Source organism: Rhizobium sp. SRDI969 (assembly GCF_025152725.1).
GTDB classification, from domain to species: domain Bacteria; phylum Pseudomonadota; class Alphaproteobacteria; order Rhizobiales; family Rhizobiaceae; genus Rhizobium; species Rhizobium leguminosarum_I.
The window spans coordinates 256,977-283,548 of record NZ_CP104037.1 but is presented as its reverse complement, the minus strand read 5'-3'; the positions used below and the strand labels follow the sequence as shown (position 1 = coordinate 283,548).

The following is a 26,572-nucleotide window of genomic DNA, read 5'->3' as shown; positions in this document are numbered from 1 at the left end:
GAGCGAGATGCGTTCCCATTACGCGCGTGAAGGGAAGTCGACCCGTATCGCAGTTCGCTACATCGCGTTCGCGATCCTCTCGACTTTGACAAATTTTGCGGTGCAGGCGGCCGTCGTGAAGATATACCCGTCGCAGAGCCTGGTGCCGTCAATGCTGGCAGGCACCGCCGCTGGGTTCGGGCTCAAGTACTTCCTCGACAAAAGGTGGATCTTCTTTGACCGATACGACTCGCATGGTGACGAATTGCTCAAGATCGTCCTCTACGGCCTGTTCAGCGTCGTGACGACGATCATATTCTGGGGGTTCGAAACTGCCTTCTGGGCAGTCTGGAGAACGGATCTTGCGAAGTACGCAGGCGGGGCAATCGGCCTGGCGATTGGCTACGTCTCGAAATTCGCGCTCGACCGAAAATTCGTTTTCAAGTTGCAGGGGGCGTGACAGGCTGATGGAGGGATGGGGACGTTATCCGCGCCACGATATTGAAGTGCTTGATTGCAAGCTGCCGGAAGCTTTGCCTGGAACGGTGTCATCGTGCGCGGGTCTGATTGCTCGCGGCAGCGGCCGCTCGTATGGCGATGCCGCGATCGGTGAGCATCTCACTTTGAACTGCGGTGCATTGAGCCGGATGAAAAGGTTCGACGAGGTGAACGCCTCCCTGACGGTCGAAGGTGGCGTCATGCTGTCGGACATTCTCAGGTCGTTCATCCCCCGAGGCTATTTTCCCCCCGTGGTCCCAGGAACGAAGTTCGTCACTGTCGGGGGAATGATCGCCTCCGACGTGCACGGGAAGAACCATCATCGCGACGGTGGGTTCGGCGAACACGTTAGCGAAATCAAGCTGGTTATTGCCAGTGGTGAGATCCTCATCTGCAGCAGAAGCCAGAATTCTGAGCTTTTTTTCGCGACGCTCGGCGGTATGGGTCTGACGGGCATCATCGCTGAAGCTACTTTTAAGCTGAGGCACATCAGTACCGGGTGGATTGTTCAAAAGACCGTCTCTACAGAAAATCTCGGCGATACACTAAAAGCCTTGAAGCAAACTGACGACGCGACCTATTCCGTTGCCTGGATTGATTGCCTCTCGCGGGGCCCTTCGCTCGGCCGCTCGCTGATTTTTGCCGGCGAGCACGCCAGTCCGAGTGACATTGCTCAAATGCCGAAAGCAGCGCTATTGCCTCCCTTCAAGGCGGCTCGTTTTTCAGTACCGGTCGACCTGCCTGGTTGGACGCTCAACCGAGCCAGCGTTTCTGCATTCAACCATCTTTACTATCGGGCGGGTGCCCGCAAAGCAGCCCGAACCTCGTTGGTCCACTGGGACAGCTACTTCTTCCCCCTTGACGGTTTTCTCGAATGGAATCGGCTCTACGGCAAGCGCGGCTTCCTGCAGCATCAATGCGTGGTGCCTGACGAAAACGCGCTCCCGGTTTTGAGCAGCATACTGGATCGTTTCGCTCGTTCTGGAAAAGCCTCATTCCTGGCCGTTCTGAAAAGGCTGAAGGGCGGCGCAGGCCTTCTGTCATTTCCGGCGCCAGGGTATACCCTCGCGCTCGACCTGCCGGTCGCGCCCGACGTGTTCCAGTTGTTAGACGAAATTGATAAGCTGGTTGTCGCGGCGGGAGGGCGGCTCTATCTCGCCAAAGATGCAAGGCAATCCCGTCATACGTTCGAAGCCGGTTACCCCCGACTACAGGCGTTCAAAGAGGTGCGGCGAACAACGGGAGCCGACGGTCACTTTAGTTCCCAGCTGGGAAAAAGGCTTGGCATATGAAAGCCATCGGCAAGACACTGCTCCTGATTGGCGCGACGTCGGATATTGGCCGTGCGACTGCCCTGGTCTATGCTGAGGCGGGCTGGGATGTTCATTTGGCCGGACGCAGGCGTGAGCTTGTCCAACGAGAAGCCGATGACATCGTCACGCGCACCGGCGCCGCCGTCGCAGTCCATGAGCTGGATATCCTTGATACCGGCCGCTTCGAAGAATTTCTGAGCACCGTATCGCCATTGCTTGACACGGCCATTTGCGTCGTCGGCGAACTCGGCGAGCAGGCCCGCGCCGAAAGGGACCTCGAACACGCCGCCATGGTAATGCGGACAAACTTCGAAGGACCGGCTTTGATGCTCGGCCTCCTGGCTAGCCGCTTTGCCGCGCGCGGGTCTGGCACCATCGTCGGCATAAGTTCGGTCGCCGGTGATCGCGGGAGAGGATCAAACTATGTCTATGGCGCCGCGAAAGCTGGCCTGACGGCGTTTCTGTCCGGCCTCAGAAACAGACTATCTAACGCCGGTGTACGCGTCCTCACCGTTAAACCCGGCTTTGTCCGAACGCGAATGACTGACGGAATGAAGCTTCCGCCACTGCTGACAGCCGAGCCTGCAGAGGTCGCTGACAGGATTTTCGCCGTTGCCGAGGGCGGCAAGGGAGGGGACGTCGTCTATGTCAGGCGGATTTGGTATCCGCTCATGACGTTAGTCCGAGGCATCCCGGAACCGATCTTCAAGAGGTTGCGGCTGTGATCGATACCTGGGGAATAAGAGCTAGAGATTGCCTTGTCCGTTTCGTCGGCATGTTCCATTGTTTTAAACGGCTTTTTCCTCGCGCCGATGCGGATCAAGATCTGTCCTGGGAAAGGGCGGGGTTTAGATGAGGCGCCGCCTTTTTTCTGCAAAAGTTACGCTCCTGGTGGTCGCGGCAATCTGTGCCGCCATGCTTGCCCTGCCTGGACGGACCATCAACACAGCCTTCATCAACGACGTTTTGATATTCATCGATGGAGCGCATCGTATCGCTGTTGGACAGGTGCCGAACCGTGATTTTCATACGGCGCTCGGACCGTTGGTCTTCTATATCCCTGCCCTGGGCTACTTCCTGTCCGGAAATTTCGGCGCCGCGATACCGATGGGAATGGCGCTCCTGATCGTCGCGTTCATGCCTGCAATGATACGTATCCTTCTTTCGCGCCTCAGCTCGCCGTTAGCCATCGCTTTGGGCATATTCCTGATCCTGATTCTGGCTGTCCCGATCAATCTCGGAAGTCCAGTCCGGCTTCTTTCTTTCGCGATGTTCTATAATCGCATCGGGTGGGTCGCTCTCGGCCTCATCCTGGTGATGTACGTGGAGCCGAGATCGAAAGCCGCCCGCAACGACGTTGCAGACAGTCTGGCGACGGCCTTTCTTCTGCTTGTCCAATTCTATACGAAGGCGACCTATGGTCTCTGCGGCGTAATGTTTCTGATCTTCCTGTTGTTGGACCGGCAGCAGCGTTTCTGGATCCTGCTCAGCCTGCTTCTGACCGCGCTCGCAATGATCATCATCGAGTTCTTCTGGCGCGGCACGCTTCAGCACTTAGAGGATCTGCGGGCGGCCGCACGGGTCAGTGGTGATCATGACGTCTTCAGCGTACTGAAAAATATCCGTGAGAATTCCTCGGATCTGGTCGTCTTCACTGCCTTTTCATTGATTGCCTTGTGGCAGACCCGCAGTCTTCGAGACCTCCTCTACTGTGGGTTTTGCGCGGTCGCAGGATTGGCAATTATCAACCAGAACGCCCACAGCTGGGGTATTATTACCCTTTATTGCGGAGCGGCCGTCCTGGCGGAAAAAGCACGGCGCTTCCGATCTGTCGACCAAAGCGCGAAGATGGAGCGGTCCGCTCGTCTTGCAGCTGCGCTGCCACTGCTTCTAATCTTCTTTCTGTTGCCGCCCATCGTCCATCACGGAGCGGCGATCGCTCTCCACACCGCACTTGCCGCGGAGAATGTGGGCAAACCTCTCGGTCCTCCGCAATTTGAGGACGTCCGGGAAATCGACCCGCCCGGTGGGGAGCCAGATTTTATTCGGCGCTACCTCGACAGTATCGAAAGCGGTGGGGCTTTACTTCAAGCCCTGCCAATTCCGCCCGAGCGGGTTTTCGTACTCGATTTCGTCAATCCCTTTTCCGCGGGACTCGGGATACGCCCTCCGACAGGTGACACCGCCTGGTTCCACTGGAACCGCAATATCAATGAGAAGGCCTATATTCCACCAGAAGCACTGTTCGCCGACGTGAAGATTGTGATGGTGCCGAAGACCGGCATCAATAGTCTGCCGTTACAGGAGCTGTATGGGCCGTTCATTTCTAAGAATTTCGACATGGTGCAGAAAACGCCGGAGTGGACGATTTATCAGCGACGCCAGGCCGCGTTGGAAAGCGAGGCGCGGTGACGCAGGCGGTGAGGTCGATGCCGGAGAGGGAATGCGCATCGCCAGGGGCGGGCTGCCAATACGTCTGGTGGACCGCCATCGTCCCATTTGCTCTGGTGCTTTCAGGTCTTCTCGCTCTGCCTAACCAGACGATCACCTCCAAATACGTCAACGATCTGTTTGTTTTTCTCGATGGTGCGCATCGCATCTGGTCGGGACAAGTTCCGAACGTGGATTTCCATACGTCGCTTGGAGCGCTCACCTTCTATATTCCCGCTGTCGGCTATGGCCTTTCGGGAAGTATGGGTGGTGCGATGCCAGTGGGAATGGCCATAGTCATCCTTCTGTTCGCGGCCGTTGCCGCGGCGATCCTCGGCAGCCGCATGCACAAGGCGCTCGGTTTGCCGTTGGCAGCTTTTCTGCTTTTGCTCGTCGCGGCTCCTGCCAATCCTGGAGAACGGATCGGCGATCTCACATTTGCGATGTTCTACAATCGGCTGGGCTGGGCTTCGCTCGGTCTTCTTTTGGTCATGTACCTGCCCCGCTTATCCAGCGCTGAGAGCAGGGCCATGGATGCCGCCTGTGCAAGCTTCCTCGTATTGTTCATGCTCTACACGAAGATCACCTATAGCGTTGTAGAGCTCGCATTTCTGGTCTTCCTGGCAACCGACCGACGTCAAATCGGGTGGACGGCGCTGGCGTTCGGGATGATCGCGATAAGCGTCCTGGCAATCGAACTTCTCTGGCGCGGCAGCCTCAATTACCTCGCCGATCTGCGCCTTGCGGGCGAGAATAGCGGCGGGCTGCCGGCCCTCGGCGCTCTGGGGTAAGTTTTCCTGAACAATTTCGCTGGCCTCACTGTCTACGCGATTGCCGCCGGCATCTTTCTTGTCCTCGCACCAAGCTACCGCCATCTTTTTTTTATCGTTTTTTGCGTCTTAACCGGTGTGCTGCTGATTGAACAAAACTTTCAACGCGCGGGCATCCTGACGCTGGGGCCGAGCGCAGCTGTCATCACTCAATCTCTTCTGAAGGCCGAGCTTTCCCGACTGCACCGGAAGGCTCGCCTCGTCTTGCCGCTCCTGCTGGCCTTTCTGCTTGTGCCGGCGGCGATAAGCAATGCCGCGGCTGTCGCCATTCATGCCCGTTACGCCTTTGCCGGGCGCGGCGAGCCCATGCCGCTGCCGGCGTTTTCCAGGATTCGGCTTGTCGAGACGTGGAGTGTTGGTCAGTACGACTATTTTGTGCGGTATAATCTCACTCTGGCTGAGGCATCGGACGTGCTGTCTCAGTTAAGCGCAGGCCAAGAGACTGTCGCCGTACTGGACTTCGTCAACCCGTTCTCGGCCGGCCTGGCGCTCCCACCGCCCGTTGGCGACAGCGCCTGGTATCACTGGGGACGGACTCTCGGTCCCGAATATCATCCACCCGCGGAGGAGATGTTTTCAGACATCGACCTGATCCTCGATCCCAAATGGCCGATAGAAATCTGGACGGCAAATGGCATGCGCGACGTTTTTGCTCACTATATCGCCCGCCATTACGAGAAGGTGCGGGAGACAACGAATTGGCGCATCTACCGCAGGAAAGCATGAGCAGCAGATTGCCTTTTCCGCTCAGCAGCGATCAGGCCGATGAGGAGCAGTAAGAGGGCCCAGGCGTAGACCGAACCGGGCCCTAATTGCGCTAGACGGGGAGCACCGAAGTAACCAAGTATGACTGGGACGGGTATCACCAGAGCTGCGGCCGTCAGCCATGCCCACGGCCGCTGCCAATGATGCAAAAGAACCGGCAGGAGGAAGAGCGTATAGTGGATCCAGCCAAGCGGCGACGCCATTGCCCGGCTCTCGGAGGATTCGAGCGTGGCCACCGCCAAGATGCTTTCCTCATCGAACGCCATGCTGTAGCCGCAATTGCCAAGGATCGATAGCAGGACTATTCGCCTTGCCGCAAGTTTGTCGTACGAGTACATCGTAGAATTTTGCAGCAATTACAGTCATGCAGGGACCGCCAATAAACAATTACCTTTCTTGATATCACGAGGGGCAATGCAAATGAAAACCGTATTGGTTTCCGGCGGAGCTGGTTTCATCGGATCGCATCTGTGCGACCGCCTTCTGCTCAGGACGGACATTCAGAAACTTGTCGTCGTCGATAGCCTCTGGACCGGACTTCTCGAGAATATCGAGCACATCAAGGACCCGCGTTTCCACTTCGTGAAATCGGATGTCGAAACGCTGCAGACCTCCGACAAATTCGATGAAATCTACCATCTTGCCTCTCCGCGTCGCCGCCCTGGTACATGAAGGAGCCGAAGCGGACGATTTCTGCCAATCTTCTCGGGGCAATGCGGCTTCTCGATCTCCTGAAGAAGGGCGGTCGTTTCGGGTTCACCTCGTCTTCAGAGGTTTATGGCGACCCGCTGGTCTCGCCGCAGCCGGAATCCTACAAAGGCCAGGTCGACTGTACCGGGCCACGCTCGTCCTACGACGAGAGCAAGCGCTGCACGGAATCGCTGTTGTTCGAAATGCAGCGCACCCTGGGACTGAACGTCAAGGTTGTCCGACCCTTCAATATATACGGCCCGCGAACGCGGCCCGACGATGGACGCGCCGTTTCCAACTTCGTCACCCAGACGCTCTCGGGTCGCCCGATTACCGTATTCGGCGACGGCAAGCGGTCCCGCAGCTGGGGCTATGTCGATGACATCGTCGACGGTTTCTCGCGCTATTTCTGGATCAACGAAACCGACTACAAGGGCCCTCTGAACGTCGGCAATGATCGCGAGATTACCGTTCTCGAGGTCGCGCAATATGTCTCTAAGCTTGTCGGCGGCGTACCGATCGTCTTCGAGCCGTCACCACCGCAGGACCCCACCAACCGGCGGCCGGACCTGACCAATGCGCATTACGTCATGCCCGAGTGGTTGTGCAAGATCAGTTACGAACAGGGTGTGGCCCTAACGCTCGACTGGTTCAGGGACAAGCTGAAGACGGACAAGCAATCACCGCAACTGCGGACCGCGCGGCGCTGATTCGGGCAGCTTGGAGTCCGGTCGGGTCCTTTGCCGGAGCGCATCCTCAGATCGTCCCGGGTTTGATGACAGTGGCGATTGCGGATGGGACCGATAGCGATGAGCGAGCGCGACCTGCAACGGGATCGAGACTCGATAGAAGGTGATCGCCGGCCGCATGACGCTGGTGTCGGCGGCGCATGTGCTTGATCTCAGCGAGCGCCAAGCGCGACGGCCGTTTGAGCGGATCAGAACGGCCGGTGCGGCGTCGATCCGGCATAAGGCGATCGGCCGGCCCTCGAACAACCGAATCAGCGATGGTGTTCGGGATTATCAAGGGTAGCCGCTACGGCGACGGGTACCGTGAGGTGATTAATGCAACAAAGGTTGGCTTCATCCGGTCCGACAACGGCGGTAACGGTATCTTTGTTCACAACCGAGGTGGAGCGGCCTAGGATACGGTCTGATGGATGGCCATAAGATCTTGCAAAGGACCGCAGCACCTGCGCTGCCCGGTGAGTGGGCAGGTCGTCTTAAGGTCGAAAGGAGATGAAGATGACTAGGAGCGAGTCATGTGCCGAAACATAAAGACGCTATTCAATTTCGATCCGCCGGCGACCGATCAGGAAATCCATGATGCCGCATTGCAGTTCGTAAGAAAGCTGAGTGGAACGACCAAACCTTCGAAACGCAATGAGGCAGCGTTCGAACACGCAATCGTTTCCATCGCGGCATGCGCGCGCGAACTGCTCAATTCGCTTGAGACTTCACATCCGCCGCACAGTCGCGAGGAAGAAGCTGCAAAAGCGCGCGCGAAAAACCTGGCCAGGTTCGCATGATTTGTAGGGCGTCGCGTCACTGAAACAGTTACCATAGCTTCAGAGAGTTATGATCTGCCGAAGACCGTACCTGATGTCGCCGCTTTGCCCGCCTTGGACAAGGTGTAGCGGGCTGAGGCGTCTCAAGGAGACGTCGACCCGTTCGACCGTCGGCAAGATTGGCTCGAGCACACGCATCTTGCTTTTCGCGCTTACCGTCAATTAGGTGTACCGCGTTCTTGAGGCTTTACCTGCCGACAGTCGGCATCAAGGCCGGGCGGACTGCGCCAGGAGGATAGATCGCTCAGCAGATTGAGCGGGTTCACCGGCTCGTCGATGACCCACGGGCACCAAAAGATCGGCGAGCAGAAACTGAATGCCTGCTTCAGGAAAGAGTGCCCACCGCGGCTCGAAGGTAATCTCGCGGAGCCATCCGACATGGATTGGACTATCCGTGTAAGAACGCGACAAGCGATATCGGGATCTGGACTGTGAAAAAATCCATTGCCGCTCTGATAATCATCACCCACACGGTTATCGGAAAATTAGTGCTGCAACTTAATTTCAACTCGTTGCATTATTTGCTCCCCCCCATATGCGGCCCGCCGAGACAAAACCCGATTATCCCTCGTGCAAATTCGCTGTGCGCAAGGGATGATGTGCGACCGCGGAGAGCGTGGGCGTGTGCAGCGCCGAAGTTTTGGCTCTTTCAAAATTGATATCGCTTTGACCGATCAAGTCGCCCGACAAAGCCTTGTTGCTGCGTTCGAGATAATGCCCATCCAGGAAGGAGCGGTAGGCGTCCGCGATACCCTCCTTCAGACCTATCTTAGGCGCCCAGCCGAGAGTGCGAAGCTTGTCGACGCTCAAGAGTTTACGTGGCGTGCCATCTGGCTTGGTGAGGTCGCGCGTGATCTTGCCTTCGAAACCTACGACCTTGGAGACGAGGTATCCCAAATCAAGGATGGTAATGTCTTCGCCCGAACCTACGTTCACATGATTTTCGGCGGAATAGGTCTTCATGAGATGGAGGCAGGCGTCGGCGCAATCGTCAACATGCAGGAATTCGCGCCGCGGCGTGCCAGTCCCCCAGATGCATATCTCTTGCTGCTGATTGATCTTGGCCTCATGCGCCTTGCGTATGAGCGCCGGCATGACATGGCTCGACCCGAGGTCAAAATTATCCCCTGGACCATAAAGATTGGTAGGCATGGCCGAGATGAAATCTCTACCGTGCTGTTTGCGGTAGGCATGGCAGAGCTTTAATCCGGCAATTTTGGCGATCGCATACCATTCGTTCGTGGGCTCAAGTGATCCAGTCAGAAGTGAGTCCTCGATGATCGGCTGATCGGCGAATTTCGGATAGATGCAGGACGAGCCCAGAAACATCAGTTTTTCGACGTGAGCTCTATGGGCCGCGTGTATGACGTTCGCTTGCAGAATCAAGTTGTCGTAAAGGAAGTCGGCTGGATAGGTAGCGTTCGCGAGAATACCACCGACCCTCGCAGCAGCTAGGAAGACAGCGTCGGGACGATTCCTAATCATCCAGGCCTCCACCTGGTCCTGCCGTCTGAGATCGACCTCGGCGCGAGTGGCCGTCAAAATCTCGCAGCCCTCGGAAGCGAGACGCCGCACGATCGCAGAGCCCACCATGCCGCGGTGGCCCGCAACATAGACCCTTTTTCCGGCAAGGCTGTAGATCACCTCAGGCATGGGCAAAACCTCTGGTTACACCGACCGACGGAACACTTCGTTCCATGACTTTCAGATCCTCGCGAACCATCTCCGCAACCAGCTGATCGAGACTGGTCTCATGTTTCCAGCCAAGCTTCGTGTGCGCCTTCGCCGGATCGCCAATCAGGAGATCAACTTCAGTCGGACGGAAGTAAGCTGGATCGATTTCCACCACACACTGACCGGATGTCTTATCGTATCCCTTTTCCTCAACCCCGTTCCCGCGCCAATCAATCGGCATGCCCACGTTGGCAAAGGCCTTGTCAACAAAGGAACGAACCGAGTGCGTTTCGCCGGTCGCAAGGACATAGTCCTCCGGTTCGTCCTGTTGCAGCATCAGCCACATGCCGCGGACATATTCTCGTGCATGTCCCCAGTCGCGCTTGGCATCCAAATTGCCGAGATAGAGCCTTTCCTGCAGCCCAAGATGGATCGCAGCCGCCGCCCGGGTGATTTTACGTGTCACGAATGTCTCGCCGCGGATCGGGCTTTCATGATTGAACAAAATGCCGTTCGAGGCGTGCATGCCATATGCCTCGCGATAATTGACCACAATCCAATAAGCGTAGAGCTTGGCCGCCGCATAGGGGGATCGGGGGTAGAACGGCGTCGTTTCGTTCTGCGGGACTTCCTGAACTTTGCCGTAGAGCTCTGAAGTGGAGGCTTGATAGAAGCGGGTCTTCCTGGTCAGCCCCAGGAGGCGAATTGCTTCAAGGAGCCGAAGGGTGCCGGTTCCATCGGCGTTAGCCGTATATTCCGGCGTTTCGAAAGAGACTTGAACGTGGCTCTGTGCGGCGAGATTGTAGATCTCGTCCGGCTGCGTTTCCTGAACGACGCGGATGAGGTTCGTTGAATCGGTCATGTCCCCGTAATGCAGAATAAAGCGAGGATTTTCGACATGGGGATCCTCGTATAGATGTTCGATGCGACTGGTGTTGAAGGATGATGAGCGTCGCTTGAGGCCATGAACAATATAGCCCTTCTCCAGGAGCAATTCGGCCAAATACGCACCGTCCTGACCTGTTATACCCGTAATCAGCGCGACTTTTCCGTTCTTTGTCATTCCCGCATCCATGATTGCCCTCTAACTCGAATACTAATGCAGCAGTATATTCTCATGTTTAGTGCGTACAGTTTCATAAACGTGACTTATTGCGGCTTATATTAGGTGTATCTACGATTTTAACTTGTAGTATTTCATCAAGGATTTCGAAAATAACTCCGAGTCACTGAAATTATACAACGCATGCCTTTCCGGATTTACATTGTTGATCGCCACAACAATTTCCGAATTTCGCGAGGTTTTCATTTGCTGCAAGCTGAACTCGACCGCGCGGCGGCTCGTCTTTCCCCACCTGACAACTGCCAGTGTTCTTTCCGCCAGGGCAGTCAAATGTACGGTATCCGCCGAGGCGAGCACCGGCGCGCTGTCGAAGATGACAATCTGGCCGCCCGCGCTCGCCATCTCGATGATTTCTGACAGGCCGTTCGAACGGGTGCGCCGCTGGAGACTGAATTTTCCAGACGGAATGAAGTCGATACCGCTTGGATGGCGGTAGACGATGTCGCGGAGATCGGCGTGACCATTCAGGAATTCGTTCAATCCGTGCATTAAACCCGACCTGAAAAACGAATTGAGTCTTCCCCGCCGAAGATCGCCATCGACCAGCAGCACCGGAATTGCGGCGGCGGCAAGTTCGATAGCCAGCGATCTCGCGACAAGCGACTTGCCTTCCCCGCTGTGGGCCGAGGTAACGACGATACTGTTCGGTAATTTGCCGCCATTGGACTGTTTGAGTGAAAGCACCACAGTACGGATTGCTTCGTCAAACATGGGGACCGGCATATGTTCGAACATCGTTTTCGAATTTTCCCACCGCGCCAGACGCGGGATAAGTCCAGCCGGGATCGTGCGCGCCATTGCAGCTATTTGGTCGAAACTCCGGACAGTCCGGTCCGACATTTCGATCACGAAAGCAGCCGTTACGGCTCCCGAGATTGCAGCCAGGAGCGCACCCATCAGATAGAAAAGCCGTCCACGTCCCTGTGACGCGATAGGCACTGAAGCAGGTGATAAAACTTCCAATTCCGCCCCTGGCAGCATGGCCTTGGCGGCAAGGTCACGGCGCTGATCCTCAAGCTTGTCCAGTGCCGCTTGTTCTAAGTCGGCGATATGCTGCAGTCGGGTCAATTCCGTCTGCACCACCGCATCGCGTGTGCGTTTTTCATGAGCTTCAGCCAAGATGGATTGTATTGAATTAGCTTCGTGATCAAGTGCGGCGAGCTTGGCGCGCATTGTTTGGAGATATTGTTTGGTCGCAAGGTTGAGATCGGCACGGGACTCCTTGATCTTCCCACGTAAATCCACCACGGCCTCGGCATTGCCATCATATGTCTGAAGAAGGCGGCCGAGATCTTGCTCCTGTGCGCGAAGATCGCGTTGCTTTGTGGCAATGTTGTCGGGGACGGCGATATTCTCCGCAGCGACCGAAGCGTTATCCGTTGCTTCCAACGTGGATATCGTGGCCTTGACTTCGAGGCGACTTTCTTCGATTTTCCCTTCACGGCCAGTGACTTCTATGATTGATTTGATCCGTTCATCCTGAGCATCTTCTTTCGAGACGACGTCCATCGATTCTTGATAATTGCGGGCAGCGTCGCGAGCAGCATCCGCGCGCGCCTGCTGTTCGGTAATGCGCTGTCGGATCCATTTTTGCGCTGAATCCAGGCGGCCACCGAGATTGTCCTTCCGTTCATCGAGGTAGAGGCTGATGATCCGGTTCGGGACCGCGGCTGCGAGTTCAGGATCATTCGACGTGAAGCTGATCTGGATAACGTCACTCTTGTCTTCGTGCCATACGCCGAGAGCCCTAAAATATTCCGGAATGATGGCGTCGATGTTGTCGCGTACAGGCGAGGTGGGTTTTTCTGTGTCGAGCAGGCCGCGCAATTTTGCCCGGATCCTCTCAATGAATGAGATGTCGCGCAGCGCTGGATTGAATTCCGGCCGCAGGTTGAACCGCAGTTCATGGACGACCCGCTCTGCGATGGTTCTGGATAGAAGCCGCTCAGTCTCCGATTTCGCGTCAAGTAGATCACTGTGGCTATCGTCGGCACCAAGTGATGTTGCGAGAGGCTGGTGGACAATTATTCGGGCCCAGGCCTGATAGGCGGGCTTCAACCCTGAGATAATAAGTACTGTGGGCGCCATCAAAAGCGCGGTTATCGCGATGATCATGATCATTCTTCGCCGGAGGAGACGGAAGGCGGCTGCCAAATCAAAGTTGTCTGCCTTGGTCTCCACCTGAAAGCGAGGATCGTAGCGCATCTGTGAAATGGGAAGGTTGCGGTCCGGCGGAACAGTGGAAATCGTCATCGGGCGTCAACCATTGCTTGGGGTTTCGCGGAAATGGTTTCGTAAAGTTTGTCGAGCGACCGCGTATAGGCCGTCATACTGAAATGGTTGAGATAGTGTGCGCGCCCCTGGACCGAAAGGCGGATGCAGATTTCTGGATCGGACACCAGCTTCGCCAAGGCTGCAGCCAAGGCATCCTGGTCTCCGACTGGGACGAAGATGCCGGTTTCACCATCGGTAATGACTTCGTCATGCGCCCCGACACGCGTGGTGACGACGGCGAGGCCGTGGGACAGCCCTTCGAGCACCGCCATGGCCAGACCTTCGGCGTGCGAAGGCAAGACCAGGATATCTGCACGCGCACACAGAGCTCGCGCCTCAACGGCGTCAAGCCAGCCGGGCATCTCTACAAGATTTGAAAGCGCCATGGAGTCAGCTTGGCGGCGATAATCCTCGACAGGCCCATCGCCTGCCAGCACGGCCCGCCATTGGAGTTGTTTCATGAGCGGGTGGCTGAGGGCCAACAGAAGCTCCGTGACCCCCTTGCGTTCGCTCAACCGGCCAAGGAATACGATCAACGGTGTCTGACCGACACGAATATTGTGCGCCCCAGGATCGGGGACGCAATTATGGGCAACGACCGTGCGGCGCTCGTCTACAGCCAAAAGTGTCGTCAGCGTCATGCAATCACGCCGGCCGAGCGCCACAACGCGATCGGCATTCTGAAACATCCGACGTATGAGCCGTTGTTGGTGCGGCGAGCGTTTCGCAAAGTCGCCGGCGTAGTCGTAGTCGTGCAGGTGCAATATGTGGCAGCACCCGAACATTCGGGCAGCCTCGGTCAGGATCAGTTTTCGGTAGGTGCTGCCGCGGCCAGCGATATGGAAATGGTGAATGCGGGCTGGCGCGACAATCCGATCCTTTGCCATCGTCAGAATGGCGCCGAGCAGGCGTGCGGGTGACGTCACCTTGGACCATCGAGCCCCTCTGGTATCGGTGACGAAGTGTTTCGTGCCGGTCTCTTTCGCTGTCTCTGTTATATAGCCGACCAGCCTGCCAATGCCGCCGCCGTTCTCGCAGCCCCCCGGAACATAGTGGCGGACGCTGGCCGCGCTCCGTGCTGCCATTTGACTTCTGTCCGTGAGGGCCTCCGTCAGCATGACCCGACCACCTCCCGATAAACGGCCGCGGCCTGGGCGCCGACCCGTTCAGGCGAATTCGGTCCTTTGGCCCATTCGAGCGCATTGGCACCGAAATGTTTTCTAAGCTCGACGTTGTCTGCCAATGTCCTGATCGCCGCCGCGAGCTCGTTGGCATCTCCGGGAGGGACCACCATTCCCAACCCGTTGGGCTGAACGGTGCCCCGCAACTCGCCGACATCAGTAACGATAACAGGTTTGCCAAATGCGGCGGCAAGGTTGAGCACACCGCTTTGGGATGCTTCCATATAGGGAAGCACGACGATGTCGGTATCCAGGAAAAGCTGGGCGACCTCTGCATCGGCGATAAAACGATTACGAATATCGTAGCGGCCCGCATCCCCCATGAGCGGCTGGAAGATGAGCGGATTGTCGCCGCGGCCTGCGACCGTGATGCGCAGGTTAGGAAGTACGTCCTTGAGCATGGCCTCGGCCCGGACCAGTTGTTCCAGGCCCTTATAGGCAAAAATCCGTCCGAAGAGCAGGACGCGTATGGTTCCATCCGCTCCGCGCGGCGCCATCTTCTGTCGCCGGGCGAGCTCCGCATAGCGAAGGATGGAGGGATGCGACAGGACATGGACACAGTCCGCCGATTTTGCATATCGATTTAGGACCAGCCGCTTCAGTCCCTCGCCATGGACGACCAGATGTCCGGATTGCTTCACCATCAATTCGGGGGCCCAGCCGGGCAGCGTACGCGTGTCGGAATCGCCGGGATGGATTTCCACGTCATGAATGGTCGTCACAAGCGGGATCGGGCGCCAGAACGGCACGGCGAGGTTCAGCCAAAGTGTAGAATTGCTGAGGAGATGAATGAGGTTCGGCCGTTCCCGCCGGATCAGACGCGTAAGCTGGTACAGAAACCAGGGATTGGAGAGAGAACGGTGTCTCGGCCAGTCCAGAAGGTGCAGATCGACAGCCGGATCGATGGAAGAGGCGAGATGTGCATAGCGCCGGCGTGGCACGGCAAGCACAACGTTCAGGTGTTGGGCAACGCCGCTGGCAAATGAGATGGTATAGTCTTCCAGTTCGGAAACCAATAACAGCGCCTTCATTTCGTTGCCTCCGACAAGCCGACGTCCAGACCGAGCCGCGACAGGCCGCGCGCCGAGCGCAAACTATCGCGCGTCCGCCTGAGCAGGTTCGGCTCGCCGGCAAAGAAGAGGCCTTCGAGGGCAAGCTTGAACCGGGTGCGTGCATCAGCTCCCTGCAGCTTTGCCGACGCGATGCGATAGGGATAGTGATCCGTCAGATGTAGTCTTGCCGGCAGCTTATGGGCTGAAAGAAACAGGTTCGTTGCTTCAACGGTTTGCTGCCAGTGTTTCATCCGCCTCCTTAGTGTGGTCGCATCCTCGGTCGCGCGATACCAGTTGTTATTGTGGATGCGGTAGAATCCAAGCGGATCCGGCATCGCAATGACGTCCCCCAGAAACGGATAGATCCCCACGAGCCAGGCGTCGGCTGATATGCGGAATTGTTCGGGAATGCTGCCCGCGGCATTCCACGCGCTACGTCGTACCGCGATGGCTGACGTCATCGGAAAAGGCCACCAACCAGCCGATCTGGTGAGTAGCGGCGACAAAGCGCCCGAACAAAGGCTTCGCGGGATCGGCTTGGAGGTCGGCCTGCCATCGACAAGCGTTGGCTGCAGTCGGTGATAGACGAGGGATGCTTGGGGGTTTGCGCGGAACGCTGCAGCCGTCGCCGACAGCTTGCTCGGCGCCCACCAGTCGTCGGCATCCAGAAAACAGAGGATCTCGCCCACGCTTGAACCCACAGCGGTGTTGATCGCAGCGGCCTGTCCTGCGTTCTCCTGAAAGATCACCTTCACTCGGCTGTTATACGCTTCCAGAACGGACGGCGACTGGTCAGTCGAGCCGTCATCGACGACGATTATCTCGACGTTGGGCGCGTCTTGGCTCAACACGCTGTCTATGGCCCGCCCGACGAAGCGAGCGTAGTTGTAATTATTGACGAGAACACTGAGGGCCGGCTGCTGCTCCATGACGCGCTCTCAGGCGAGTTGCGGCGATGCACCGCTGTACAGCAGCGCAAAGTTGCTTAGGACGTCGACCTCTACGCAGCCATCGAGGTTCGGAGCCTCGGTGACGGCGATATCCAAAAGACCTTGTCGGCCAAACAGCATCTCACGCAGAGCCCATGAGATCGCCACGACAAGGAGAGCGCCCGTCGTCTTGCATAGAGAACTAGGATCGTGACGCAGAAACATAATAATCCTAAACCTTCCAGGCTTCGCCTGCAGAGAGAGCCTCTGTCAGAATTGTTGCCTCATTCCAGTGGAACCGCGGCTTACCCACCACGCTTCACAAGACACTCATCGCCACGGTAGCGGTGAACGGACATGCGCAACATCTGCTCTTATGGGCAATCGGCGGACATGAAGACCCGCCTTTTGGGTAAATACCGGCTGAAAGCTTACGCACAACACCGTCTTTGGGTGGAGCGAAGGTGCATTAGGCGTAGCCCGCCCTTCGCTAGGACAGGTTGACTGAGGATGTGGCCGGATGATTGCTTGAGAGCAGCGCAGCACGAAGGCCGACACCTGTTTTTTTGATCTGCCGCGATCAAAGTCGCTTGTCTTTTCAAGTCAGTCGGAACGGATAATGAGAGTGGATAGCCTCGGAAGTGCCAGCGGACCTACTATCAGTTGGCGGGCCATAGAATGCTGGGGCGCCGGCATATCCCTTTTCATTCAGGCAGGCGCCTTTCTGCCACTGATCCTGGCCGATGCGGACGGAACGCTCAGCGAATCTGCCAAGTCTATACTGCGTCTTCCTTGCTTTCCTGTGTATGCATTTACAATCGTGATTCTGGTGCGCAATTTTCCGCAATTTTTAGTGGCGCTCAGGCGAAATCTGATTGTTCCCCTGATCCTTGTCCTGCCGTTCCTGTCTGCACTTTGGTCAATAGGACCTTCAACGACCTTGAGGCGGGCAACCGGCCTTTTGTTTTGCTTGCTTCTTTCCTATGTCCTGGCGATACGTTTCACGCCTAAGCAGCTGCTGTTCCTGCTGTTTGTAACCCTTGGAGCCTGTATCTCCCTCAGTGTGGTAATGTCAGTCGTGTCACCTAGCCTCGCCAGTATGCCGGATGGTGCAATGCGGGGCGTCTTCATTCACAAGAACGTCCTGGGCTGGTACGCGTCGTTGATGATCTTGGTGGCGACGGCCGTGCTGATCGACGGGACGCTCGGCCTGCGGCGAACAGCGTTCATCTTGTTGGCGGCGGGTGTGATCTGTCTTGCAAGCTCGGGATCGATGACTGCGATTATTGCAACATCAGTGGCATATTGCCTGATCGGTTTTTATTCCCTGCTGCAAAAAAGCAGCAGCATTGGCCGCGTCGTCATAGTCCTGTTTTTCGTTCAGCTGTCTCTCGGTATCCTAATTTCCCTTCACGAATTCCTGGTTCCGGCCCTTGAAGCGCTCGGAAAGGATGCGACTTTGACGGGGCGGGTGCCATTGTGGGAACTGGTTGATCGCGAAATATCCGACCGTTGGATGTTAGGCTATGGTTACCAGGCTTTTTGGACAGTCGCGAACCCAGAAGCGACTCATATCTGGTTAATGCTCGGATGGGCGGCGCCCCACGCGCACAATGGGTACCGCGATATCTTGTTGAGCTTTGGCATCATGGGAGTGGTTCCGTTCGTTATGATGCTTCCTTATGCAATCCGTCAGGGCGCGTTCCTTCAATGTCATGATCCGCAATACGGTTGGCTCTGGCTCAATGTCCTTACGATCATGGTTCTGGTGATGAACCTGACCGAAAGCATTTTTTTCGTTCAGAATGACGCCATCTTCATCCTGTTTACCGCAGCCATCATCATGTTTTCGCTGTACGCGCCCGTCGTTTCGCTCAGCCGTTCGCCACCTCGGCAGGCGCCCTCGCGTGGCCTTGCGAACGGGTTGCAGATATCATGAGGCGGCATTTTGGACTGATCCTGAGCATTTTGCCTGTCATGCTCTATCCGCAGTCCGGCAATCCGGCTCCAGTCGGGACAGAGATAGATGCGCCTGAGCGCTTGCAGATGCTCGTCAGGGAGGCGACTTGTGCGGAAGCTCCCGCGACTGTCTCAGCCAAGTTGAATGGGACTTCTTTAAGCGACATATTGAGCAGCAGCGCTGGGGCGCGGACGATATTCTACGTTTCTCCCGATGGCAAAGACACCTGGAGTGGCCTCCTTCCGACAGCAAATCAGCAGGGCGGCGACGGCCCTTTCGCCAGCATTGAAAGAGCCCGTGATGCTGCCCGTGAGAAGGGCGGCACCAACACAATCGCGCTGGGTGAAGGCGATTACTACCTTACTCAGCCAATCGTCTTTGACTCCCGCGATACAGGCTTGATGCTCACGGCAAGGTGCAATGAAGCGCCGATTTTGCACGGGGGGCTGCGCGTGCGTAACTGGGCGCAGCAGGCCGACGGTCGCTGGACGGCCCCGCTGAAATTGCCACCGGATGAAGGAATCGGCGACCTTTTCGTCAATGGGAAACGCCAAACTCGGGCACGATATCCCAACGCTCCTGCTGATGGCGATTCACGCAAGGGATGGTTGTTTGCCGCAAAGTGCGAGCCTGCCATCGACGTGTGGGAAGGAAACACGCGCTTTTGTTTCCATGCCAGCGATCTTCCGGCAATGGCTGATACAAGTGGGCTGGTCGTGGACATCGTCGGGGGGTTTCAACCGGGAAGCCAGTGGGGCAATGACACGCTCCCAGTTGTATCCATCGATGGCGCAGGCCGGACTGTCCATACGAAAGGCACAGGCTATTTCTTTACCGCAGAAGGCAGCCGCTATTTCCTAACCGGAGCCAAGGCCTTGCTCGATACTCCCGGAGAGTGGTGGTACGACCTTGTCGCGGGCCAGCTTCAGTATATCCCTGTCGATCAGTCGTTACCCAATTCCGTCGTCGTTGCTGGCATTCTGCCGACATTCTTCAAATTGGATGGGGCCGATAGGATGGTCATATCAGGGGTCGAGTTTAGAGATGGAGCTCCTGAAGGCAGCGGCAAGTTCTATACGGAAACCAGAGGCTTTGGCGCCATACGGATTGAACACGCTGATGGCGTTAAGATTCTCGGCAACAGCATCGAAAATGTCGGCGTCGGGGTCCATGTGACGGAAAGCAAGGATTCGTTGATTGCCGGCAATGTGGTTGCCGACGTCGCTGGCAACGGGATTTACGTCGGCACAAATTATGGCACGTTCGGCAAGTCAAGCGGCTCCAGGATCCTTTCAAACCATATTCATGACATCGGAAAGGTTTACATTGAAACCGCAGGAATATGGTTCCAGGCGGCGGACAATGTCAGGATCGCCGACAACCTGATCGAAAACACGGCGCAGTTCGGAATCGCCGGCGGTTCGCTATGGGGTTCTAACGACGCCGTCTATAACGCTGTCATCGAGCATAACGAGATCCATAACGCCAATCAGCAGACCGCAGACGGCGGCGCCATCAAGATGATGGGCGAGCAGGCCGATCCTCTCAACAGCACCATCCGCTCCAATCTGGTGACCGGGACCGGTCATCTCATGAACAGGGTCGATGGGACGTTCTGGCCTCCCGGATATGAGAATACCAGTGAATGGCCGTCGCCTATCAGCTGGGCGATCTATACGGATGGGAAGGCGAGCGGGCTGCGTATCGAGGGAAATACGCTCTCGGGCAATGTCGCGGCGATCGGTATCAACGGCGGTTGGAGCAACTTGGTGGCAGGAAACGTCATCACACACGGATCGGGCGCGGCTTTTCGCGTTGATGACGGTACCGGCAGGGGTTGGCGTCCGCCATGGGCACGCCCTAATCGTATTGAGGAGAATGTTGTATCGGTTGACAGTGACAGCGGCGTTGTAGCGTATGTCAACGCTCCCGATCTTGGGCTTGGATTTGTGCAATTCGCGCGCAACCGCTACAGCGGCAACTTGAACGACAAGAGCTTCAGGGTACATCCGGAGATCATGGGTCCGGGAGAATTTGGCAGTCTAGCAGATCTTCAGAAGTCTGGGGAGGACACCGGAAGCGTAGTCACGCCGCCCGAGTAACAAAAGGCGCCGCGACGAAGGGTGTTCTGCTGCGATAAGGTCCGCAGCTATGGCGACTCATAACGCCCTTCAATCATGGCGTACACGCGCTGCTGGTAACTGCCGCACGCGCGGATAGTGACGAGATGAGTGTGGCGCGCCGATTTCAAAGCGAAATTCCAACCCTTGCCCAACTCGCATCCTGCGCGAGGAGCCGAGCCGTCGGATGATCGATCGGGTCAAGGTGAAGGCCCTTTGAGCGTCCAGGTGAAGCCGCGGCCAGATCCGTTCGCAGATCCTGCCAGGCTCAGGCGTTTCACTTGCTCAGCCCTGATGACTATATGACACATAGCCGCTGGAACGTTCGTTCCGCAGGTGGTTGGTTCTGTCGGACATATGTGAACGCTCGCCAGCCGGGGCCTTCATCTCGCCTATTGGATCGGCCATGTCGATCTCCCCGGCTTTGTTCGCACTCAAACCTCACCAGCTTTGATCGCACTAGAATGAGTAGCTTCTGCGGCTCTGCACTGGTCGAAGCGCCATTTCGGGCCAACGGTCATCAAAAAGAGCAACAGGGTAAGCTGTGGGGTACATAGACTTACTTCGAATATTGTACGTCATCGCGGCATAAGACGTAAATATGAAATCTCTTCTACGTCCAATAGCTGGAGATGCAAGTATGGAGGCAATCGGCCTGCCGGGATATTCTAATGACAGTTTCGATCGCGAAAGCGTAGGTCATGGGAAAGCAAACAGCAGGCATCAGCCAAACTTCAGCTCTTCATTCAAAGGGTCCCTTAGAATGGACGAATGTCCTTGGTGTTCGCATTTCGGCAGTCAATCTCAAAAGCGCGACTGGATTTATTCAAAAAGCGATCGAAGACGGCAGGAAGGAGTATGTGTGCGTTCGAGACGCACACGGCATCGTCCGCTGCCAAGATGATCCGGAGCTTCGGTCGATACATAACCGGGCTTTCCTCGTAACTCCCGACGGCATGCCGCTTGTTTGGGCATTGAAGCGTGCTGGTTATGCCGAAAGCGACAGGGTCTATGGACCGGATCTCATGTTATCCGTTTTCGATTCCGGCAGCTCCAGGGGCTTGCGCCACTTCCTCTATGGCGCAACGGCCGAAACGCTCGAACAACTGCAGGCTCGCCTTCTGGCAAAATTTCCGCAAGCACGGATCGTCGGCTCCTATGCACCGCCTTTTCGCAAACTGTCGACGCAGGAGGAAACGGATATTGCTGACCGGCTTAATCGGTCGGGCGCCGATATCATCTGGGTCGGGCTGAGCAGTCCCAAGCAGGAACTCTGGATGGCGCGCATGCGCGATAGTCTGGAAGCATCGATGCTCATCGGTGTCGGAGCCGCATTCGACTTCCACGCCGGGCTCAAGCGGCAGGCTCCAAGGTTCATTCAAAGAAGCGGCTTCGAATGGGTGTTTCGTCTTTTATGCGAGCCGCGACGGCTATGGCGGCGTTATGCGCTCGTCGTGCCGACCTTCATCTCACTGACGGCATTCCAGAGACTGGGGCTTCGGAAGTTTCCGATCGAATACGGAGTTTCTGGATCAAGCGCGCCAAAAGCAGCAGCTGCAAAGGTGTAAAGCCATCATGTCCTTATTTGCGTCGCCAGCAATGAGACCGGGTCCGTCGAAGGCAGCCACATCGAATGACATGGCGGCGCGGGCGATTCCGGCAGGTTCCGTGCCACCCATAGCAGCTAAGCCCACCGATCCCTTTGTACGGGCAGGGCCGAGTATGCCCGTCGCACTATGGCGCGGGGTTCCTCGGTTTGCAACCTCGTCCTTCCTGATCGGCGGCGACATCGCAAGCTATTTGATTGCCTATTTTGCTCTCCTGTCCTTTCTTCCTAGTGGTTCGCAGGGTGCGATAGTGGAGCGCACCTTCACGATCGCGGCACTTGCTGCGATTGTTCTCTACGCATCGGCCGGCCTCTATCCTGGATATCGGGTACATGATCACGAACATCTACGGCGGCGCACCATGGCTGCCGCCAAGGTGGCTGTTCTGGCGGCATTCGGAGCAATTGTCCTGCCCGAGGGGGAACGACTGCTGCTTGCCGTTATTGGGTTCCTCGCTCTCGGGCTGATTGTTCAGCCATTTGTGCATTGGCTGGCACGAGGCCTGTGCTGGAAACTTGGAATGTGGGGCGAGCGTGCGGTTGTCATGGGGGGGTGCAACCTTACTCCCGCACTCGTGGCCCATTTCGAGAACCACTGGCAGTATGGCATCAGGCCGGAGCCCTTTTCCCCTGATACTTTGGAAGCATTGCCCGATGGCGCGCCATCCATTGCCGTGATTGCGGGTGACACAGGCTCGCTTGTACCCGACTTGGCGGCGCTGCGTCGGAAGTTCGCCGAAGTCATTTTGCTGTCCGACACGCCGAACCTCAAGGTAAGTGGATTGCGACCTGCGGATGTCGGCGGAGAGATCGGCATTCGCCTCACCACCGGTGGGAGTTGGGTCAACTCGGATCCGGTTCGCCGAATCCTCGACCTCGCAATCGCCATCCCTGCAATGATCGTGGTCGCGCCATTCATCGCTTTTGCAGCGGCCGCAATCTATGCCATCGATCCAGGTCCCGTCTTCTTCCGGCATACTAGGGAAGGGCGATCCGGCAAGCCGGTGCACGTTCTGAAATTGAGGACGATGTACCAAGATGCAGAACAGCGCCTAGAAGCACTGTTCCGAGACAATCCTACTATGCGCGCCGAGTGGTTGAGCCACTTCAAGCTCAAGGACGATCCGCGTATCCTTCCGGTTATAGGACATATGCTGCGCTCTTCGAGCATCGACGAGCTCCCGCAATTGGCAAACATCATTTCCGGGCAGATGGCCATCGTCGGGCCGCGTCCGTTCCCGGAATATCACCTCCTGGCTATGGACGGCGAATTTCGAAACAAGCGCCGTTCCGTCACGCCGGGGCTCACGGGCCTTTGGCAAATATCCGAACGAAGCAATGCGGATATCGAGCTGCAGCAGCAACTCGACGAGTTCTACATCGACAACCGGTCGCTGTGGTTTGACTGCCAAATTCTTCTCAGCACAATCCCTGCGGTTTTCAAGCGCAGGGGAGCCTACTGACCACCTCGCTTTCGCGAGGCAACCGTCAACAACGGAGCACACCAATGCACGGACAAAAGCGAATTATGGTAACCGGCGGCACCGGCTTTCTGGGATCATTCCTGTGCGAAAGGCTTTTGCGCGAGGGCAATGACGTCCTCTGCGTGGACAATTACTACACCGGTTCGCGCGACAATGTGCTGCATCTTCTTGACGATCCTCGCTTTGAGGTGCTCCGCCATGACATTACCTTCCCGCTCTATGTGGAGGTCGACGAGATCTACAACCTCGCCTGTCCGGCGTCTCCGGTCCACTATCAGCACGACCCCGTACAGACCGTGAAGACCAATGTGCACGGAGCCATTAATATGCTCGGCTTGGCAAAACGCACCAGGGCGAAGATCTTCCAGGCGTCGACGAGTGAAGTTTATGGCGATCCGGCAGTCCACCCTCAGCCCGAGGAATATCGAGGCAGCGTCAATCCCATCGGGCCGCGGGCATGTTATGACGAAGGCAAGCGGTGTGCCGAAACATTGTTCTTCGATTACCATCGTCAATATGGCGTGGAAATCCGGGTAGCGCGTATCTTCAATACTTACGGGCCGCGCATGCAGGCCAATGACGGCCGCGTCGTCTCCAATTTCATCGTTCAGGCGCTTCAAAACGAGCCGATCACCATCTTCGGCAATGGCACGCAAACGCGCTCCTTCTGCTATGTAGACGATCTGATTGAGGGCTTCATCCGCCTAATGGGGGCGCCGGCTGGTGTTACGGGGCCGATCAATCTCGGTAATCCAGGAGAATTCCAGGTCCGGGAGCTTGCCGAAATGGTCGTCGAGATGACGGGATCGAAATCAAGCATCGTTTACAAGCCTCTGCCGATTGACGATCCGACGCAGCGCAAGCCCGATATCAGCCGCGCAAAGCACGACCTGGGCTGGCAGCCGAAGGTGAACCTTCGTGAGGGGCTTGAGAGAACGATTGCTTATTTCGAGTGGAAGCTTTCCGGCGGGGTAAAGAACAGGTTTAGCGTTAAGTCCTCGCAAGAGCCTTATCCGCATCTGGCGTCTGCCAACGTCGAGCTCACTGCTCCTGAAGCCATTCGATAGGGACATGAATAGCAACGTTGATCATCGAAAACCGCGGCTGGTTTTTTTTCAATGGGACCATCAGCCCAATGCGAACGCGGCCGGTTACCTGCTGCTGCATATGCAGCAGCAGGTCAAATGCCTCGCAACACAATTCGATGTCGTCGTCATTAACCGCGACTGCGATTATGCAGAGATATGCGGCAGGTACGAGCCGGATCTGACGCTGTTTGAAAGTGGTTATCGGTCGCACGGCTCACATCGGATAAAAATTACCAACACCAATACTCATATCGCCGTTCCAAAGCTTGGCCTTCATAACGCCGACCCATGGTGCGATCGACGCTCGGGCTTCCTTTCCGATATGGAACAGTGGGGCATCGAGACGTATTTCGCGATCGCAACTATGACTCCGGAATATATGCCAGCCGTGAAGGAGAATCTGTTCGTCTGGCCCAATTTCATCGATCCCGAAGTCTACCACGACCATGGTCAGCAAAAGGTCATCCCGGCCACGCTCACAGGTCAAGCCTACGGCCTTTATCCCTGGCGACAGACAGTCTTTCCGATCATCCGCGACCGTTACCCCTGCCTGGTCTCACCGCAACACGCCTATGAGAGCAAGCTAGCTTCCCAGCTCCTGTCTGGCGAGGCTTATGCGCGCGCACTCAACGCGAGCCTCGTCGTCCCCACATGCGGCACTATGGGCGGCGAGGTCGTACGCAAGCACTTCGAGATTCCGGGCGCAAAGGCCTGTCTCGTGACCGAACGCACGGCAGCAGTAGAAGCAGCCGGCTTTGTCGACATGGAGAACTGTGTCTTTGTTGACGGCCACAATGTGGTCGAGCGACTGGATTACCTTTTTGCCCATCCCGACGAAATAGAGCGTATTACGTCAGCCGGTTACAGTTTGATCCATTCGTGTCATACACTAAGCCACAGGCCGCAAATTTATCAGTGGTTTATGCTGAACAAGGACCTGCAGTTCGGCGAAAAGATCATCCAGTCCGGCCCCTTTGGGGATCTTACAAAGGTCAAGCGTATCTCCAAGCAAGAGAGCGTTCATATCGTGGGGGAAGCGAGCGATCGCGTTTTGCTGAAGCAGGGCGACTTGCTTCTCGAGCAGGGCAGGGTGAAGGAAGCCAAGCAGTGTTACGCCCGCTGCCTTGACTATGTATCCTACCTGCCCGAAGCGAAATTCCGCCTGGCCATCTGTGCGTTGCAGGAGGGCGACGCCGATCGCGCCTATGACCTTCTGGTGGGCTTGGTTAAGGTGACCATGACCGAATATGGGGCACTCAAACCGGATCCGGTGGAGTGGGCGTATTTTCTTCTCTCTTTGATCTGCAGAGGCCAGTTTGAGCGGGCGCGGAGGCTGCAAGATTTCTATCCATCTCTATCCCACGACGAATTCAGGCGCGCGCGCCTCGTCATCGCGCAACTCGGTCGCTCAGCCGATGGGGTCGTCTCGGGACGGTATAGCAGGGATCGAAAAAGCATTCACCAGATTCCCGATCGGAGCGATTCCGAGTGGCTTGCATGGTTCTCCGATATTCTTGAGCGGTGTCAGCAGCCAGATCTTGCAAATGTTCTTCGCCACGCTGTTGTTGGCGGGACCGCGACTGGCAAGAAAGTAGCATCTCCATATCTCAAATCTGATGCTGGTTGGCGCTTGCGACTTTATTCAGGCGTCGATGGCCTCATAGTCAAGCTGCGCCTGAATGGCCTGAGGCCGAATGTACCGCCTCTGCCGGAGTTTCAGTATCTCTGGCATCTTGCGCGGAGGCTGGTCCCCCATTCGCAGAGAGCCCCGTTGCGAAGGATCCGAATGGCGCTGTCCAGGCCTCCTGAGGGCAGCGGCAATTAGCTGTGGGGGTATTACACGTTTCAGACAGCCTCATCTGGAGAGGCGCGGATGACGAACGTGCCAGCTGAGACTGAAGGTCTCCCACCGAAGGATTCTGGCGTCAAATTGCGGAATCGGTGGCGTATTTGCCGCGCCGCCACCGATGATGTTTGGAGCGATAATGTGCTCGTCATGGGATGCATGA

20 protein-coding genes and 2 pseudogenes are annotated in these 26,572 nt (G+C 56.7%); 15 read left to right on the top strand and 7 right to left on the bottom strand.

Features of this window, described 5'->3' with window-relative positions; genetic code table 11:
- Positions 1-7: 7 nt before the first annotated feature.
- The 6 genes from N2A41_RS28415 (at position 8) to N2A41_RS28390 (ending at position 5,776) form a co-directional block, all read left to right on the top strand.
- Positions 8-439, top strand: coding sequence for a GtrA family protein (locus N2A41_RS28415; RefSeq protein ID WP_017967218.1), 432 nt, complete (start codon positions 8-10; stop codon positions 437-439).
- Between the two features lie 7 nt (positions 440-446).
- Positions 447-1,769 carry an FAD-binding oxidoreductase gene (locus tag N2A41_RS28410; RefSeq protein ID WP_017967219.1) on the top strand — a complete coding sequence of 441 codons (1,323 nt, stop codon included), beginning with the start codon at positions 447-449 and terminating at the stop codon, positions 1,767-1,769.
- Positions 1,766-2,515, top strand: coding sequence for an SDR family oxidoreductase (locus N2A41_RS28405; protein WP_017967220.1), 750 nt, complete (start codon positions 1,766-1,768; stop codon positions 2,513-2,515). Before N2A41_RS28410 ends, N2A41_RS28405 begins: the two co-directional genes overlap by 4 nt.
- 127 nt (positions 2,516-2,642) lie before the next feature.
- Positions 2,643-4,202 (top strand): hypothetical protein, encoded by a 1,560-nt coding sequence (locus N2A41_RS28400; protein WP_260111459.1) that lies wholly within the window; start codon positions 2,643-2,645, stop codon positions 4,200-4,202.
- Positions 4,203-4,219: 17 nt separating this feature from the next.
- Positions 4,220-5,011 carry a hypothetical protein gene (locus N2A41_RS28395; protein WP_260111458.1) on the top strand — a complete coding sequence of 264 codons (792 nt, stop codon included), beginning with the start codon at positions 4,220-4,222 and terminating at the stop codon, positions 5,009-5,011.
- Positions 5,012-5,128: 117 nt separating this feature from the next.
- The gene (locus N2A41_RS28390) at positions 5,129-5,776 is read left to right on the top strand and encodes a hypothetical protein (protein WP_260111457.1); all 648 of its coding nucleotides are present in this window, start codon (positions 5,129-5,131) and stop codon (positions 5,774-5,776) included.
- On the opposite strand, the gene N2A41_RS28385 is transcribed toward N2A41_RS28390, so the two are convergent.
- Positions 5,758-6,153, bottom strand: a complete 396-nt coding sequence (locus N2A41_RS28385; protein ID WP_260111456.1) for a hypothetical protein — start codon at positions 6,151-6,153, stop codon at positions 5,758-5,760. The genes N2A41_RS28390 and N2A41_RS28385 overlap by 19 nt on opposite strands.
- Before the next feature lie 82 nt (positions 6,154-6,235).
- Here N2A41_RS28385 and N2A41_RS28380 point away from each other — a divergent pair.
- From N2A41_RS28380 to N2A41_RS28370, 3 genes and pseudogenes are all read left to right on the top strand, one after another.
- A pseudogene (locus N2A41_RS28380) lies at positions 6,236-7,215 on the top strand (NAD-dependent epimerase/dehydratase family protein).
- 84 nt (positions 7,216-7,299) lie between these two features.
- Positions 7,300-7,528: pseudogene (locus tag N2A41_RS28375) on the top strand (helix-turn-helix domain-containing protein); the annotation flags it as partial.
- A 238-nt stretch (positions 7,529-7,766) separates the two neighbouring features.
- Entirely contained in the window at positions 7,767-8,033 is a 267-nt protein-coding gene (locus tag N2A41_RS28370; RefSeq protein ID WP_260111455.1) for a DUF2277 domain-containing protein, read from the top strand.
- Between the two features lie 600 nt (positions 8,034-8,633).
- On the opposite strand, the gene fcl is transcribed toward N2A41_RS28370, so the two are convergent.
- From fcl to N2A41_RS28340, 6 genes are all read right to left on the bottom strand, one after another.
- The gene (gene fcl / locus N2A41_RS28365; RefSeq protein ID WP_260111803.1) at positions 8,634-9,725 is read right to left on the bottom strand and encodes a GDP-L-fucose synthase; all 1,092 of its coding nucleotides are present in this window, start codon (positions 9,723-9,725) and stop codon (positions 8,634-8,636) included.
- The gene (gmd, locus tag N2A41_RS28360; RefSeq protein ID WP_260111802.1) at positions 9,718-10,821 is read right to left on the bottom strand and encodes a GDP-mannose 4,6-dehydratase; all 1,104 of its coding nucleotides are present in this window, start codon (positions 10,819-10,821) and stop codon (positions 9,718-9,720) included. The genes fcl and gmd overlap by 8 nt, the downstream gene beginning before the upstream one ends.
- 99 nt (positions 10,822-10,920) lie before the next feature.
- Complete coding sequence (locus tag N2A41_RS28355) at positions 10,921-13,122, bottom strand: GumC family protein (RefSeq protein WP_260111801.1); 2,202 nt, start codon at positions 13,120-13,122, stop codon at positions 10,921-10,923.
- Positions 13,119-14,261, bottom strand: coding sequence for a glycosyltransferase family 4 protein (locus N2A41_RS28350; RefSeq protein ID WP_260111800.1), 1,143 nt, complete (start codon positions 14,259-14,261; stop codon positions 13,119-13,121). Before N2A41_RS28350 ends, N2A41_RS28355 begins: the two co-directional genes overlap by 4 nt.
- Positions 14,255-15,355: a glycosyltransferase family 4 protein gene (locus tag N2A41_RS28345; RefSeq protein ID WP_260111799.1), complete on the bottom strand. Its 1,101-nt coding sequence runs from the start codon at positions 15,353-15,355 to the stop codon at positions 14,255-14,257. Before N2A41_RS28345 ends, N2A41_RS28350 begins: the two co-directional genes overlap by 7 nt.
- Positions 15,352-16,305, bottom strand: a complete 954-nt coding sequence (locus N2A41_RS28340; protein ID WP_260111798.1) for a glycosyltransferase family 2 protein — start codon at positions 16,303-16,305, stop codon at positions 15,352-15,354. Before N2A41_RS28340 ends, N2A41_RS28345 begins: the two co-directional genes overlap by 4 nt.
- 619 nt (positions 16,306-16,924) lie before the next feature.
- Here N2A41_RS28340 and N2A41_RS28335 point away from each other — a divergent pair.
- The 6 genes from N2A41_RS28335 (at position 16,925) to N2A41_RS28310 (ending at position 26,388) form a co-directional block, all read left to right on the top strand.
- On the top strand, positions 16,925-18,244 hold the full coding sequence (locus tag N2A41_RS28335) for an O-antigen ligase family protein (RefSeq protein WP_260111797.1): 1,320 nt from the start codon (positions 16,925-16,927) through the stop codon (positions 18,242-18,244).
- Positions 18,241-20,367, top strand: coding sequence for a right-handed parallel beta-helix repeat-containing protein (locus N2A41_RS28330; RefSeq protein WP_260111796.1), 2,127 nt, complete (start codon positions 18,241-18,243; stop codon positions 20,365-20,367). The genes N2A41_RS28335 and N2A41_RS28330 overlap by 4 nt, the downstream gene beginning before the upstream one ends.
- 719 nt (positions 20,368-21,086) lie before the next feature.
- A complete protein-coding gene (locus tag N2A41_RS28325; protein WP_260111795.1) occupies positions 21,087-21,953 on the top strand; it encodes a WecB/TagA/CpsF family glycosyltransferase in 867 nt (288 codons plus the stop codon).
- Positions 21,954-21,960: 7 nt separating this feature from the next.
- Complete coding sequence (locus N2A41_RS28320; RefSeq protein ID WP_260111794.1) at positions 21,961-23,454, top strand: sugar transferase; 1,494 nt, start codon at positions 21,961-21,963, stop codon at positions 23,452-23,454.
- 44 nt (positions 23,455-23,498) lie between these two features.
- Positions 23,499-24,542 (top strand): UDP-glucuronic acid decarboxylase family protein, encoded by a 1,044-nt coding sequence (locus N2A41_RS28315; protein ID WP_260111793.1) that lies wholly within the window; start codon positions 23,499-23,501, stop codon positions 24,540-24,542.
- Positions 24,543-24,546: 4 nt separating this feature from the next.
- Positions 24,547-26,388: a glycosyltransferase family protein gene (locus N2A41_RS28310; protein WP_260111792.1), complete on the top strand. Its 1,842-nt coding sequence runs from the start codon at positions 24,547-24,549 to the stop codon at positions 26,386-26,388.
- Positions 26,389-26,572: the final 184 nt, after the last annotated feature.

What these genes read in the sequence shown, in the direction of transcription:
- N2A41_RS28370 (WP_260111455.1), top strand. Translation starts at nt 7,767, where the DNA reads ATGTGCCGAAACATAAAGACGCTATTCAATTTCGATCCGCCGGCGACC.
- N2A41_RS28310 (WP_260111792.1), top strand. Translation starts at nt 24,547, where the DNA reads ATGAATAGCAACGTTGATCATCGAAAACCGCGGCTGGTTTTTTTTCAA.
- fcl (WP_260111803.1), bottom strand. Translation starts at nt 9,725, where the DNA reads ATGCCTGAGGTGATCTACAGCCTTGCCGGAAAAAGGGTCTATGTTGCG.
- N2A41_RS28320 (WP_260111794.1), top strand. Translation starts at nt 21,961, where the DNA reads ATGTCCTTATTTGCGTCGCCAGCAATGAGACCGGGTCCGTCGAAGGCA.
- N2A41_RS28330 (WP_260111796.1), top strand. Translation starts at nt 18,241, where the DNA reads ATGAGGCGGCATTTTGGACTGATCCTGAGCATTTTGCCTGTCATGCTC.
- N2A41_RS28355 (WP_260111801.1), bottom strand. Translation starts at nt 13,122, where the DNA reads ATGACGATTTCCACTGTTCCGCCGGACCGCAACCTTCCCATTTCACAG.
- N2A41_RS28395 (WP_260111458.1), top strand. Translation starts at nt 4,220, where the DNA reads ATGCCGGAGAGGGAATGCGCATCGCCAGGGGCGGGCTGCCAATACGTC.
- N2A41_RS28340 (WP_260111798.1), bottom strand. Translation starts at nt 16,305, where the DNA reads ATGGAGCAGCAGCCGGCCCTCAGTGTTCTCGTCAATAATTACAACTAC.
- N2A41_RS28405 (WP_017967220.1), top strand. Translation starts at nt 1,766, where the DNA reads ATGAAAGCCATCGGCAAGACACTGCTCCTGATTGGCGCGACGTCGGAT.
- N2A41_RS28345 (WP_260111799.1), bottom strand. Translation starts at nt 15,355, where the DNA reads ATGAAGGCGCTGTTATTGGTTTCCGAACTGGAAGACTATACCATCTCA.
- N2A41_RS28415 (WP_017967218.1), top strand. Translation starts at nt 8, where the DNA reads ATGCGTTCCCATTACGCGCGTGAAGGGAAGTCGACCCGTATCGCAGTT.
- N2A41_RS28335 (WP_260111797.1), top strand. Translation starts at nt 16,925, where the DNA reads ATGAGAGTGGATAGCCTCGGAAGTGCCAGCGGACCTACTATCAGTTGG.
- gmd (WP_260111802.1), bottom strand. Translation starts at nt 10,821, where the DNA reads ATGGATGCGGGAATGACAAAGAACGGAAAAGTCGCGCTGATTACGGGT.
- N2A41_RS28400 (WP_260111459.1), top strand. Translation starts at nt 2,643, where the DNA reads ATGAGGCGCCGCCTTTTTTCTGCAAAAGTTACGCTCCTGGTGGTCGCG.
- N2A41_RS28315 (WP_260111793.1), top strand. Translation starts at nt 23,499, where the DNA reads ATGCACGGACAAAAGCGAATTATGGTAACCGGCGGCACCGGCTTTCTG.
- N2A41_RS28325 (WP_260111795.1), top strand. Translation starts at nt 21,087, where the DNA reads ATGGGAAAGCAAACAGCAGGCATCAGCCAAACTTCAGCTCTTCATTCA.
- N2A41_RS28350 (WP_260111800.1), bottom strand. Translation starts at nt 14,261, where the DNA reads ATGCTGACGGAGGCCCTCACGGACAGAAGTCAAATGGCAGCACGGAGC.
- N2A41_RS28410 (WP_017967219.1), top strand. Translation starts at nt 447, where the DNA reads ATGGAGGGATGGGGACGTTATCCGCGCCACGATATTGAAGTGCTTGAT.
- N2A41_RS28385 (WP_260111456.1), bottom strand. Translation starts at nt 6,153, where the DNA reads ATGTACTCGTACGACAAACTTGCGGCAAGGCGAATAGTCCTGCTATCG.